11 protein-coding genes are annotated in these 13,704 nt (G+C 58.0%); 6 read left to right on the top strand and 5 right to left on the bottom strand.

Features of this window, described 5'->3' with window-relative positions; all coding sequences use genetic code 11:
• The 5 genes from cysD to gatC form a co-directional block, all read right to left on the bottom strand.
• Nucleotides 1-909, bottom strand: coding sequence for a sulfate adenylyltransferase subunit CysD (gene cysD / locus K0B93_RS06145; protein WP_219866368.1), 909 nt, complete (start codon nt 907-909; stop codon nt 1-3).
• A 169-nt stretch (nt 910-1,078) separates the two neighbouring features.
• On the bottom strand, nt 1,079-1,537 hold the full coding sequence (locus K0B93_RS06140; RefSeq protein ID WP_416383195.1) for a PilZ domain-containing protein: 459 nt from the start codon (nt 1,535-1,537) through the stop codon (nt 1,079-1,081).
• Between the two features lie 229 nt (nt 1,538-1,766).
• A complete protein-coding gene (gene gatB, locus K0B93_RS06135) occupies nt 1,767-3,218 on the bottom strand; it encodes an Asp-tRNA(Asn)/Glu-tRNA(Gln) amidotransferase subunit GatB (RefSeq protein ID WP_219866367.1) in 1,452 nt (483 codons plus the stop codon).
• A gap of 22 nt (nt 3,219-3,240) precedes the next feature.
• A complete protein-coding gene (gatA, locus tag K0B93_RS06130) occupies nt 3,241-4,698 on the bottom strand; it encodes an Asp-tRNA(Asn)/Glu-tRNA(Gln) amidotransferase subunit GatA (RefSeq protein ID WP_219866366.1) in 1,458 nt (485 codons plus the stop codon).
• A 29-nt stretch (nt 4,699-4,727) separates the two neighbouring features.
• The gene (gatC, locus tag K0B93_RS06125; RefSeq protein WP_219866365.1) at nt 4,728-5,015 is read right to left on the bottom strand and encodes an Asp-tRNA(Asn)/Glu-tRNA(Gln) amidotransferase subunit GatC; all 288 of its coding nucleotides are present in this window, start codon (nt 5,013-5,015) and stop codon (nt 4,728-4,730) included.
• 374 nt (nt 5,016-5,389) lie between these two features.
• On the opposite strand from gatC, the gene K0B93_RS06120 reads away from it, so the two are divergent.
• Genes K0B93_RS06120 through K0B93_RS06095 form a run of 6 tightly spaced genes read left to right on the top strand, consistent with a single transcriptional unit; the run spans nt 5,390 to nt 13,702 of the window.
• A complete protein-coding gene (locus K0B93_RS06120; protein ID WP_218636732.1) occupies nt 5,390-6,430 on the top strand; it encodes a rod shape-determining protein in 1,041 nt (346 codons plus the stop codon).
• Nucleotides 6,431-6,459: 29 nt separating this feature from the next.
• Nucleotides 6,460-7,353, top strand: coding sequence for a rod shape-determining protein MreC (gene mreC / locus K0B93_RS06115; RefSeq protein WP_219868041.1), 894 nt, complete (start codon nt 6,460-6,462; stop codon nt 7,351-7,353).
• On the top strand, nt 7,353-7,829 hold the full coding sequence (gene mreD, locus K0B93_RS06110) for a rod shape-determining protein MreD (RefSeq protein ID WP_219866364.1): 477 nt from the start codon (nt 7,353-7,355) through the stop codon (nt 7,827-7,829). The genes mreC and mreD overlap by 1 nt, the downstream gene beginning before the upstream one ends.
• 2 nt (nt 7,830-7,831) lie before the next feature.
• Complete coding sequence (locus K0B93_RS06105) at nt 7,832-8,434, top strand: Maf family protein (RefSeq protein WP_219866363.1); 603 nt, start codon at nt 7,832-7,834, stop codon at nt 8,432-8,434.
• Nucleotides 8,431-9,909, top strand: coding sequence for a ribonuclease G (gene rng / locus K0B93_RS06100; protein WP_219866362.1), 1,479 nt, complete (start codon nt 8,431-8,433; stop codon nt 9,907-9,909). Before K0B93_RS06105 ends, rng begins: the two co-directional genes overlap by 4 nt.
• Before the next feature lie 40 nt (nt 9,910-9,949).
• Nucleotides 9,950-13,702 (top strand): YhdP family protein, encoded by a 3,753-nt coding sequence (locus tag K0B93_RS06095; protein ID WP_219866361.1) that lies wholly within the window; start codon nt 9,950-9,952, stop codon nt 13,700-13,702.
• Nucleotides 13,703-13,704: the final 2 nt, after the last annotated feature.

Raw genomic sequence — 13,704 nt, 5'->3', positions numbered from 1 at the left:
TTAGAAATACCCTTCCCGCTTCTTCTGTTCCATGGACCCGGCTGAATCGTGGTCAATGACCCGCCCCTGACGTTCGGAGCTGGTTGCCAGCAGCATCTCCTGAATAATCTCAGGCAGGGTGTCTGCCTCGGATTCGATGGCGCCGGTCAGCGGGTAGCAGCCGAGGGTTCGGAAACGGACCGATTTCATCATCGGCGTTTCGCCTTCCTTCAGCGGCATGCGGTCGTCGTCCACCATGATCAATGTGCCGTCGCGTTCAACCACCGGTCGCTTGGCAGCATAGTAGAGGGGAACGATTTCGATGTTTTCGAGATAGATGTACTGCCAGATGTCCAGTTCTGTCCAGTTGGACAGCGGGAACACCCGAATACTCTCGCCCTTATTGATCTTGCCGTTGTAGATGTTCCACAGTTCGGGACGCTGGTTCTTCGGGTCCCAGCGATGATATTCATCGCGGAACGAATAGACCCGTTCCTTGGCCCGGGATTTCTCCTCGTCGCGACGGGCGCCCCCGAACGCTGCATCGAACTTGTACTTGTCCAGCGCCTGTTTCAGGGCCTGGGTTTTCATGATGTCGGTATGCTTGGCGCTGCCATGGGTGAACGGTCCAATGCCCTGCTTGATACCGTCCTCGTTCTTGTGGACGATCAGATCAAGACCGTACTCCTTCACCTTGCGATCCCGGAAATCGATCATGTCCTTGAACTTCCACGTGGTGTCCACGTGCATCAGCGGAAAAGGAGGCTTGCCAGGATAGAAGGCTTTACGTGCAAGGTGCAGCATGACAGCGGAATCCTTGCCGATAGAGTAGAGCATGACCGGGTTATCGAACTCGGCTGCCACTTCCCGGATGATGTGGATGCTTTCCGCTTCCAGCTGCTTCAGGTGCGTGAGGTTGTATGTGGTCATGGTGTTCCGTTGCCGCGGTGCGGGCCTTGATGGCTGTGCAAATTAGACCTGTAACTATACCAGAGCCGGCAAGGGTATAAGAAGCGCCGCAACTAGAGTTTGGCGTTATAATAATATAGCGGCAAAGCGGAAATTGCCGCGATGGGATAGAGGTAGTGGCGGTGAGAAATCAGGTCGGATCGTGGGAATCCGCGAGTAGCTTGGCCACGTAGCGATCCACGTAGTCAAATCCGTTGCCTTCGAATTCGGCAAACTGGATGCCGAGATGGAACTCGTCCCGCGCGACGCGGCGCATATGCACAATGTTCCCATCGGCAATAATGGATACCGGCTGGGTGGCAACGACAGGCACTGAAAAACGGGTTTTGACGGAAATCCAGTTGCCCGGAGCAGGACTTTGCTGGTTGGGTATGAGGGCTTTGACGGCTTCCCGGCTGCAGGAAATCATCACACCGGTTCGCGAGAGGTTGGCAACCGAGCAGGTCAGGCAGGAGCCATCCGGCTTTTCTACGGTAATTTCGGTTGAAACATCGACGCGCTGTTGGTTGCGAAGATTGGTTTTTATGGCGACTGGTTTCATGGCTACTCGTCTGGCGTGGCTGGTTTCGAATGCGGCTGCCTTTCCCATAAATCCCTTCCAGAAAAAATACTTAAGCCCGCTGAATCTTAATTGTTTACTTAATGATCGGCAAGAAGCCTGTAGTTCATTGTGGCAGATTTGTTACGTTATTCTGAACAAGACGTCACAAATTTTGACACAAGTCAGATCAGGCCATTGTGTTATTGGTCAGCTTATTCTGTGTGGTGGGGAGTGACCAGGGCGGCAGATTGATGCGCCCTGGTCTCGAGGCAGATTGTCAGTCAGAAAGCTTCCTGATCAGGATCTCGTTAAAGAGCTTGGGGTTGCCCTGTCCCTTGGAGGCTTTCATTAATGGCCCCATAAAGCCGCCCAGCATTTTCTTGCGCTTTTTGGGGTCTTCCTCGTTTTGGTATTGAGCCACCTGGTCCGGCATGCCCGCCAGAACCTCATCGACCATTCTCTCGAGTTCGCCGGTATCGGATACCTGCTTGAGCCCCTTGGCATCAATAATGGCATCAACGTTGTCGTTTTCACCGGACCAGAGTGCGTCGAAGACTTTCTTGGCGCCGGCTGAGGAAATGGTGTTGTCGGCAATGCGCACCACCAGATCGCCGAGCTGTGTGCCGGAAATCGGAGACTCTGAAACGGACTTCTCTTCCGCGTTCAGGCGGGCGGAAAACTCGCCCTGAATCCAGTTGGCGGTCAGCTTGGCGTCTTTGCCATGGCTGACGGCGTCCTCGAAGAAGGTCGCCAGTCGGGCGTCGCCGCTGAGCAGTCCGGCGTCGTAGTCGTTCAGGCCGTACTGCTCCCTGAATCGCGCCTTGCGGGCATCCGGCAGTTCCGGAAGACGTTTGCGTGCATCCTCGATGAAGGCATCATCAATTTCCACCGGCAGCAGGTCGGGGCAGGGGAAGTAGCGATAGTCGTTGGCCTCTTCCTTCGTGCGCATGGAGCGGGATTCGTCCCGGTCACCATTGTACAGCCGGGTTTCCTGTTCAATGACGCCACCGTCTTCGAGGATGTCCATCTGCCGCTCAACTTCGTGAGCAATGGCCTGTTCCATGAATCGGAACGAGTTGAGGTTCTTGGTCTCGGTACGGGTGCCAAGTGTGCCGGAGCCTTTTGGCTTCAGTGAAATGTTAACGTCGAACCGCATGGAGCCCTGGGACATGTCACCGTCACAGATGCCCAGCGACGTCACCAGGCTGTGCAGTTTTTTGGCGAAGGCAACAGCTTCTTCGGCGCTGGTCATGTCCGGTTCGGTGACGACTTCAATCAGAGGGGTGCCGGCCCGGTTCAAGTCAACCCCGGTCATGCCGTGGAAGTCCTCGTGCAGTGACTTCCCGGCGTCTTCTTCCAGGTGGGCGTGGTGAATGCGTACACGCTTGGTCTCGCCGTTGGCCAGATCCAGATCGACATAACCGGGTCCTACGATCGGGCGTTCAAGCTGGGTGGTCTGGTAGCCCTTGGGCAGGTCCGGATAGAAATAATTCTTGCGCTCGAAAACCGAGCGACGCTCGATTTCGGCGTTCACCGCCAGGCCAAACATGACCGCATAGCGGAAGGCCTGCTCGTTTGGAACCGGCAGGGTGCCCGGCATGGCCAGGTCAACGGCATTGGCCTGGGTGTTGGGTTCAGCGCCATAGGCGGTGCTGGAACCGGAAAAGATCTTCGTTTTGGTGGCGAGCTGAACGTGAATTTCCAGCCCGATCACAATATCCCATTGCATGGTGTCATTCTCCTTTTCGGGCTTACTGCGGTTCACGCTGGTGCCAGTCGGTCACCTGCTGGAATTGATGGGCGGCGTTCAGCAACCGGGCCTCGGAGAAATAATCTCCGATGATCTGCAGGCCAACGGGCAGTCCATCCACGAATCCGGCCGGCACCGACATGGCCGGGACGCCTGCCAGGTTGATGGCAATGGTGAAGATGTCCTCCAGGTACATGGTAACCGGATCGTTGGTCTTCTCGCCCAACGCAAACGCGGGAGAGGGGGTGGTCGGACTCATCAGGACGTCTACCTCCTTGAAGGCATTGATGAAGTCCTGCTGGATCAGGCGGCGAACCTTCTGGGCCTTGAGGTAGTAGGCGTCAAAATAACCGGCGGACAGGGCGTAGGTGCCCACCAGGATTCGACGTTTCACCTCGGTGCCAAATCCTTCCGCCCGGGTCCGGGTGTAGAGGTCCATCAGGTCTTTCGGGTCTTCGCAGCGATAGCCGTAGCGGACGCCGTCAAAGCGGGACAGGTTGGCCGATGCCTCTGCGGGCGCGATCACGTAGTAGGCTGCAATGGCGAGCTTGGCGTTGGGCAGGGACACTTCCTTGACCGTCGCGCCCAGCTTTTCGTACTCCCGGACGGCAGCCCGGATCTGCTCCTCCATGGCAGGGCTGAGCTGATCTGAGAAGTATTCCTTCGGCAGGCCGATCCGGAGGCCTTTCAATGGCTCGTTCAGGGTGGCGGTGTAGTCCGGAACTGCCCGGTCCAGTGAGGTCGAATCCTTTGGGTCGAACCCGGCCATCACGTTCAGCATGAGCGCGTTGTCTTCGGCTGTGCGGGCGATGGCGCCGCCTTGGTCAAGGCTGGAGGCGAAAGCGATCATGCCGTAGCGGGAGACTCGACCATAGGTCGGTTTGAGGCCCGTCACACCGCACAAGGCGGCCGGCTGGCGAATCGAGCCGCCGGTGTCGGTGGCGGTCGCTGCCGGCACCAGTCGTGCCGCGACCGCTGCTGCGGAGCCGCCGGAAGAACCGCCGGGTACCCGCTTCTCGCCTTTGCTCAGGCCCCAGGGATTGGTTACTGCGCCAAAATGGCTGGACTCGTTGGAGGAACCCATGGCGAATTCGTCCATATTGGTCTTGCCCAAACACACCGCCCCGGCCTTGCGGAAGTTGTCAGTCACGGTGGCATCATAGGGCGGGACGAAGTTCTCCAGCATTTTCGAGCCACAGGTGGTGCGCACGCCGTTGGTGCAGAAAATGTCCTTGTGGGCGAAGGGAATGCCGGTCCAGGGCGTGGCGTTGCCAGCGGCGCGCTGGGCGTCAGCGGCTTGGGCATCGGCCAGGGCCTGCTCCTCGGTCACGGTAATAAAGCTGTTGTACTTGCTGTCTTCCTGCTTGAGGCGATCGAGGAACTGTTGCGTCAGCTCCACGCTTGAAATCTTGCCGCTCTCCAGTTCCCGGGAAAGCTCTGCTACGGATTTGTTGTGCATGATGATTCCTGAAATCGCTGGTCGTCAGATCACTCAATAACGCGGGGTACGAGATAAAGACCGTTCTCGGTGGCCGGGGCAATGGCCTGGAAGGCTTCCCTCTGATTGGTCTCGGTTACCTCGTCCGGACGCAGGCGCTGAACAGCATCAAGGGGGTGGGCCATAGGCTCGACGCTCTCTGTATCGGCGGCGCTGAGCTGGTCAACCAGATCAAGGATGTTTCCGAGATCGTTCTCCAGGGCCGAAACTTGCTCGTCGTCTACACGAATGCGAGCGAGCACAGCGACTTTTTCAATGTCCTCACGGGAAATGGTCACGCATTGCCTCCCAGATAAATGAAATGTCTTTAATGAAAGTCCTCTGACCACACAAGGATTACCTGCGATGTGTGTCGTTGGGAGAATGCTTTCCAGGATCCTGTGGTGCCAAACATGGCGGAGCACAAGCGCCATGGCGAGGTGCCTGCGGGGGCTCTGGAACACATTCTTCGGACGGCCTTTCACCTTAGCCAAAAAAGAAAGAGCGTATGGTAACAGATTCGAACAAAGGCGGGAGGGCCGAAGGTATGGGGGGGATGTGTGAACCGTAAGGCGCACGGCCTTTTCGCGCCTTGCCTGCAGGGGTGCTCACTGCTAAAGTTGCCGCATCTTTTCTATGCGACTGCAACTCTCAGGTTGAAACTACACGAATGTTGATCAAAAGACTCCGAGGCTTATTCTCCAGCGACCTGTCCATCGACCTGGGCACCGCGAACACCCTTATCTATGTGCGTGAGCGCGGCATCGTGCTGAACGAGCCGTCGGTGGTGGCCATTCGCACCAACAACTCCCAGAAAATGGTGGCCGCCGTCGGTGCGGAAGCCAAGCGTATGCTGGGACGTACACCGGGCAACATTACTGCCATTCGCCCGATGAAGGATGGCGTGATCGCAGACTTCGTGGTGACCGAGAAAATGCTGCAGCACTTTATTCACAAGGTGCACGAAAACAGCTTTATCACTCCGAGCCCACGCGTTCTGGTATGTGTGCCCAGCAAGTCTACGCAAGTTGAGCGCAAGGCCATTCGTGAGTCCGCCCTGGGTGCCGGTGCCCGGGAAGTGTTCCTGATTGAAGAGCCGATGGCCGCTGCCATTGGTGCCGGCCTGCCGGTAGAAGAGGCCAGCGGTTCGATGATCGTCGACATCGGCGGTGGTACGACCGAAATCGCTATCATCTCCCTGAACGGCATTGTTTACGCCGAATCCGTACGAGTTGGTGGCGACAAGTTTGACGAGGCCATCGTGACCTATGTTCGGCGCAACTACGGCAGCCTGATCGGTGACTCCACTGCCGAGCGCATCAAGCACGAGATTGGTTGTGCCTACGAAGGTCTCGAGATTCGCGAGATCGACGTTCGGGGCCGCAACCTGGCAGAAGGCGTTCCCAGGGCCTTTACCCTGAACAGCGAGGAGATCCTTGATGCGCTGCAGGAGTCCCTTGCACAGATTGTTCAAACCGTAAAAAGTGCTCTCGAGCAGTCGCCGCCCGAGCTGGCCTCCGATATCGCCGAGCGTGGTATCGTGCTGACCGGCGGTGGAGCCCTGCTGAGAGGTCTGGACAAGCTCCTCAGTGAGGAAACAGGCTTGCCGGTTATTATTGCGGAAGACCCACTGACCTGTGTTGCCCGTGGTGGCGGCAAGGCGCTGGAAGTGATTGATCGGGGTGGCATTGGAATGTTCTCCCAGGAGGGATAATCCTGTAGGGAGGGTTCGCCATTAAGACCATCTTTGTCCAGGGCCCGGTACCGGGTTTCCGACTCTTTCTCATAGTCATTGTATCGGCAACCCTGGTGGTTGCCGATGCGCGTTTCGACAAGCTCTCTTTCGTCCGCAGCACAATTGCGACTGGCCTGGCGCCCGTCTATTGGCTCGGCAACGCCCCCTACGAGTTCAGTGACTGGGTTGCCGGTCTATTCGTCAACAAGGAAGATCTCCAGCAGGAAAACGAGGATCTCAAGGCTCGCCTGATGATTCTGGAGCGCCGTGCGCTCAAGTACGCCGCGCTTGCTTCCGAAAATAATGAACTGCGACGTCTGATGAATTCCTCCGAAGTACTCGATGACCGCGTCATCGTAGGTGAGGTTGTCGGCGTATCGCCAGATCCCTTCTCCCACGAAGTCATTATCAACAAAGGCGAGAGTGACGGCCTGAAACCCGGACAGGCCGTTCTGGACGCCCATGGACTGATGGGGCAGGTTGTTCAGACCAGTCAGATCACTTCCCGTGTGCTGCTGGTGTCAGACAGCAGTCACGCCGTACCGGTCGAGGTGGTGCGGAACGGGCTCAGAGCAATTTTGCTGGGCACCGGCGACGCGAACACGCTGGATCTCGTTCACGTTCCGGACACCGCCGACATCCGCGAGGGCGACTTGCTCGTCAGTTCCGGCCTGGGGGGGCGGTTCCCGCGTGGCTATCCGGTCGCCGAGGTAGGGCTGATCAATAAAGAGCCGGGGGAGCCTTTTGTGTCCATCGAGGCGACACCCAGGGCCGAGCTGAATCAGAGCCGATTGGTGCTCGTGGTATTCCCGCCCACTGTCGACCGTGAGGCGCCTCTGGAAGAGGGTGGAGAAACCGCAGACGAAGCCGATCAAGGTTCCGGACAGGAGGGAGCAGGCTGATGTTGTCCGTTATCAGTTATCCGGTGTTTGCCCTGTCCGTCGTGGTTGCTCTGGTACTGAGCATTTCTCTGTTTCCGGTTGGCTGGTTCGAGTTCCGTCCGGAGTGGGTCGGGCTTGTCGTATTTTACTGGACCTTTCGGGCGCCTGCCCAGTTCGGTATCTTGCTGGCCTGGTTTCTCGGGCTCTTGCTGGATGTGCTTGAGGCCACGCCCCTCGGCCTCAATGCCCTGGCCATGGGCTTGATCGCATTCCTCGTATTGACGGTGCATCAGCGTCTGCGTATGTATCCACTGCCGCAACAGTGCCTGATGGTCTTTCTGCTGTTGGGGATTAACCAGATGCTCGTTCATTTCATCAAGCAGATGCTCGGTGGCGACGATGCCGGCTTCAGCTATCTGTGGCCGGCCCTGACCAGCGCCCTGGCCTGGCCGGTATTCTGTGTCCTGCTGGACAATATCAATCGTAAGTTGGGATAAGCATGGCCACGATCATTCTCGCATCGGCCTCTCCCCGACGCTCCGAACTCCTGCAACAGATTGGCGTGACGTTTTCGGTACAACCGGCGCACGTGGATGAAACGCCCCGTCCGGGCGAGCTGCCGGAACACTATGTGGAGCGTCTGGCGCGGGACAAGGCGCTGGCCGTCGCGGCGACCTCGCCGGGGGCACTCGTGCTGGGATCCGATACTTCGGTTGTTCTGGACGGGGTAATCCTCGGGAAGCCTGGCAGCCCGGGCGATGCCGTTGAGACCCTGCTCAGACTCTCGGGTGCCACGCATCAGGTAATGACCGCCGTGGCTCTGGCCGAGGACAACCGATGCGCGTCGCGCGTCGTAACCACTGAAGTCACCTTCCGCCCCCTCTCGAAGGCGGAAATTGAGGCGTACGCCGCCAGTGGCGAACCGATGGACAAGGCAGGAAGCTATGGAATTCAGGGTCTTGGTGGTATTTTTGTCAGTAAACTACAGGGCAGTTACAGTGCTGTGGTGGGTTTGCCGCTGCTGGAAACTGCGGCCCTGCTGGCAGATGCCGGTCATCCGGTCTGGGAAAACTGGCCAAACAGTCTGGAGAGCCGAACATGAGTGAAGAGATCCTGATCAACGTGACACCAGTGGAAACCCGCGTGGCACTGGTTGAAAACGGGATGTTGCAGGAAGCCTACATTGAGCGTACCAGCCGCAAAGGCATCGTTGGCAACATCTACAAGGGCAAGGTGGTCAGGGTGCTTCCCGGCATGGAGGCGGCATTTGTCGACATAGGCCTGGAGCGCGCTGCGTTTATCCATGCGTCGGACGTGGTGTCCCAGTCTGGTGGGGACGAGCCCAGTGAAGGGCCGAAAACCGTGCCGGATATCCGGACCCTGCTTCGGGAAGGTCAATCCCTGGTAGTGCAGGTGACCAAGGATCCGATCGGCACCAAAGGGGCCCGGCTGACTACCCAACTCTCCATTCCCTCCCGTTATCTGGTGTTCATGCCAGGCGTAAACCACGTTGGTATTTCCCAGCGAATTGAGGATGAAACCGAACGGGCCCGGCTTAAGGGCCTGGTGGAAGAGGCGGCGGCCGAGGAGACTGAAGCGCGGGGCGGTTATATTATCCGCACGGCCGCGGAAGCGGCATCGCCGGAAGAACTGATCGGTGACATGACCTACCTGCACCGTCTCAGTCAGTCCATCCACGAACGGATTGCGCGGGTGCAGGCGCCGGCAGTGATTTATCAGGATCTGCCACTTTTTATCCGGACCATCCGGGATCTTATCCGCCCGCAGACTGAAAAGGTGCGGATCGATAGCCGCGAGAGCCACCAGCGGGTGATGGAGTTTGTCGAGGAGTTTGTAACCGAATTCTCCGACAAGGTGGAATATTATCCGGGTGAACGACCGATTTTTGATCTCTATTCAGTCGAGGATGAAATCCAGAAAGCGCTCAGCCGCAAGGTTCAGCTGAAGTCCGGTGGCTACGTCATTATTGACCAGACCGAAGCAATGACGACCATCGACATCAACACCGGTGGCTTTGTCGGACATCGGAATCTGGAAGAAACCATTTTCAAGACCAATCTGGAAGCGGCCCGTTCCATCAGCCGGCAACTGCGACTGCGCAACCTGGGCGGCATTATCATTATTGATTTCATCGACATGGAGGATCCTGAGCACCAGCGCCAGGTCCACCGCATGCTTGAAAAGATGCTCGAGCGGGATCATGCCAAGACCAAGATCACCGGCGTCTCGGAACTGGGCCTGGTAGAGATGACCCGGAAACGAACCACGGAGAGTCTGGGGCAGGTGCTCTGCGAGCCCTGTCCGATTTGTGATGGCCGAGGTTTCCTGAAGACCAGCGAGACCGTGTGCTATGAGATCTTCCGGGAAATCCTTCGGGTGAACCGGGCCTACGATGCTGAAAACTATCTGGTAATGGCATCGCAGAGCGTGGTCGATCGCCTGCTGGATGAAGAGTCAGACAATGTCGCGGATCTCGAAACGTTTATCAGCAAGACCATTCGCTTTCAGGTGGAACCGTTCTACAGTCAGGAGCAGTATGATGTTGTCTTGCTCTAATCCGAGGGCTGTCTGTCGGCGCGGGGAGTAAGCCCAATTGATGTCGCCCCCTGACCGCGAGTCCCCAGTATCGGATCATCAGTCTGAGAGTCCGCCGGTCAGGTTTGCCGCGCGGGTTTCCAGCCTCGTCTGGTGGTTTCTTCTGCTGGTGCTGGTGGTGTTCGCGTTGTACGCAGGGGTAGGGCGCCAGCTCACGCGCAATGTCGATGCCTTCGCGGATGACCTGGCCAGTGAACTGTCGGCCCGTCTCGGTCAGGATGTTGTCATTGGCGGCCTGTCCTCGCGCTGGTACTGGCTGGATCCCTCCTTTACGGCAGAGCAGATATCCATAACCAATCCAGATTCCGGGGTGACCGTCGCCCGGGTCGATCATCTTCGTATCCGGTTCGATTTCCTGTCCTCACTGCGCCGGTTGCGGGTTGTTTTTGAAGATTTCGAACTCGATGGCGTCGAGCTGACCCTCAATCAGTCCGAGGCGGGAGAAGTGGGCGTGAAGGGGGCCGACCTCCCCGAGCCAGTTAACAACCGGCTCAAGCATTGGCTCGAACTGGCAGGAGACTGGCTGTCCGAACCGTATGTCAAAATCACCCGATTCAGCCTGGGTGTCCAGGACAATGAGGGGCACCAGCGCCATGTCTATATCCCCCAACTGGACATGGTTTACCGGCAGGGACTTTTTCGGGCCTCGGGTCGTGCCATCAAGTCCGGAACCACAGAGCAGCTGGCAAGTTTCAGTCTGGTTGGGCAACATTTTTTTCGCGGCGACTTCACCGGGCAACTCTACCTGGACGTGAACTCCGGTCGGCTTTTCGATGGCCTGATAGATGAATACCATTGGCGGGACATCCGCGTTGAGGGCTTTGACCTCGGCGGCGAAGCCTGGCTCACGTTCCGTGACGGCCAGATTGTGCAGGTAAATGGAATGCTGGAAACGCCCTATATGCAATTGGGCGTAGGCATGGAGTCCCTGGCCCCGATTGAAAATATACGGGCACGGTTTGGGTGGCGACGATCCCAGGATGCTCTGTCCGAAGTGTCTGCTTCTGCCCAGGCGGATAGCCCGGGAGAGTGGCACCTCCAAAAGCTGGAGTGGACCTGGAATGGTGACGACGTGTCTCCTTTCAGCTTCCGCCTGGCGCCCGAGAATGGCGGTCTCAGGGTTATCGCCGATGCCTTGCCTCTCGGACCTACCCGCAGGCTCCTGTCGCTGTTACCCATGCTCCCGGCGAAAGGGGCGGATGCGTTGAAGAACTACCGTCCCGATGGTTATCTGGACCGGCTGTCTTTATGGCTTCCGAGTACAACCGACGACAGTTTCGAACTTTCCGGTAACCTCCGCGACATCAGCGTGCAGGCCTTTGGTGGCGCCCCCGGCATAACGGGATTATCTGGTTCCCTGTATCTGAAGCCGGGCGCCGGTTATGTTGACATCGAGGATGGCGAGGCGCCGGCCACCCTGGCATTCCCCAAGCTGTATGACGGGGGTTGGGCATTTTCCGACGTCGAAGGGCTGGTTGCCTGGCAGTTCGATGGCACGGTAACCCGCATCTTTTCCGACAACATGCGCATTGCCTATGACGACACCACCAGCTTCTCCGGCGCGTTTGATCTGAAGCTGGACCGGGAAGGTGAGAATAATCTGGGGCTTCGGGTCGGGATTGAGAATGCAACCGAGTCCATGCTGGCGGAATTCGTGCCGTCCAAGGTGGTTAATCCTGAGCTTTATCAATGGCTGACAACGTCGGTACGGACTGCGGATATCACGTCAGGTGTCTATTACGGCCACGGGCAGATTGGTTCAGATGCGCCACGAGGCGCTTTCGCCTCCTCCATGCGATTCGATTTCGAGAACGCCTCCGTCGTTTACGACGAGCGCTGGCCAGAGGTCTCGGGCGCAAGTGGCCAAGTGGTGGTCAACAATCTGGAAACCAGGGTCACCCTGGAGCAGGGGAATACCGGTGGCCTGAGTCTTTCGTCGAGCACCGTAACGGTTAGTCCAGATTCCAATAATACCCTCGTTCGGGTTGATGCCTCTGCTGAGGTTCCCGGAGACGCTGTGGGTTTCTGGCTGAGCAACAGTCCGCTTGGGGAGATCGCGGGGTCTGAGGCGTCAGCGCTTGAATTCGACGGTTCCTACCAGTTACAGCTTGGTCTGGACGTCCCCCTTGCAGGTAACCGGGATATCCTGGTTGAGGCCCGCGTCCGGGCCAGCGATGCGTCAATAGCATACCCGCCTGCCGGTCTTTCCTGGCAGAGCCTCAGCGGGGAGCTGACCTACCACTCCGTTGATGGTTTTTCAGGGGGGCCTCTGACGGCGAGCTTCTTCGGTAATCCCGTCAGTATCGGCTTGTCCCGGAGTGAATCCGGCGAGGCCTTGTCGGTCCGTCAGTCCGGGCAGCTTTCCATGTCCGATGCCCTTGCGACGACGGGCCTTGCGCCGGATACGACCCTCGGGCTCTCCGGAGTCCTCGGTTATTCCGCGGAACTTGATCTCGGTGCCGGCTCTACCTCCGTGATCAATGTCCGTTCGGACCTGGAAGGTGTCGCCGTCGACTGGCCTGAGCCGCTTGCCAAGAGTGCTGGTGAAGCCGCGCCGTTGCTGGCAACCATTGACCCAGCAGCGCCAGAGGGGATTGCCATAACCGGCGACTGGGAGAATCGAGCATCGTTTGAGGTGTTTTGGAAAGACACCGGGCTGGAGATGAACATTGCCCACCTTTATCTGGGCGCCCACACCCTGAGGGACATTCATGTCGAGACTCTTGACCTCGGTGATCGCTGGGTCGTGAATACGCGTTCCGAACGGGCCGTGGGACGTGTGGTTGTTCCTGATGATGGCACGGCGGTCACCGCGGATTTTGAGGTCATGAGGTTGGTTCGGGACGACGAAGCACGGGAAGAGGCGCCAGAACTGCTTTCGATTGAAGAGCAGATCGAAGCCTTCCGGTCATTGGATATGGGCGACTGGCCCGATGTGAACGTCACCATAGCCGACCTTCAGTTGAATCAGGAGTCCCTGGGGCGCTGGGCATTCCAGCTTCGCCCGGAACCCTACCGATTGAACGTCGAGGGAATCGAAGGGCGGCTCAACTCGCTCACTTTGTTGGGGGATATGACCTGGAGCATTATTGATGACCGTGAGGTGAGTCGATTTGCCGGTACGGTAATGGGCGGCGCCCTGGCAGATCTGAACGAGCTGTTCGGTGCGGACATTCCCCTGACCAACAAGGCCACCAACATTGAGCTGGATCTGGACTGGCCGGGCCGGCCGGACGAAATCTCGCTTGCGGACATGAGCGGATCGGTCAGCCTCAGGCTGGACGAAGGTATCATCCTGGAGCAGAACAATACCGCCCAGCTGTTCCGGGTGTTTAACCTGCTTAACGCCGATACCCTGTGGCGCCGCCTGAAGTTGGATTTCTCCGATCTCTATGAACGGGGAGTTGCGTTCGATGCGATTTCCGGTAAAGCACAGCTCATTGATGGCTTGATCACCATGGATCCGGAAGTTCAGGTGGTTGGCCCCTCGGGCGCGTTCAAACTGAGCGGCTCTACTGATATTGCTGATGAGACATTGGACATGCGTCTGGTGGTGGTGCTGCCTCTGACCCAGAATCTGCCGCTGGCGGCATTGTTGATGGGGGCCGGGGCACCGATTGGCGGGGCATTGTTTGTGCTCGACAAGATTCTGGGCGATCCTTTGAGCAAGCTGACCAGCGCGTCCTACGGTGTCACCGGCACTTGGGACGACCCACAGGTAGATCTCCAGCGGGTATTCGATACCGGCGAATAGCA

The sequence above is a fragment of the Marinobacter sp. F4218 genome (assembly GCF_019443085.1).
In the GTDB taxonomy this organism is placed as follows: domain Bacteria; phylum Pseudomonadota; class Gammaproteobacteria; order Pseudomonadales; family Oleiphilaceae; genus Marinobacter; species Marinobacter albus.
This window is presented reverse-complemented; position numbering and strand designations above follow the sequence as displayed.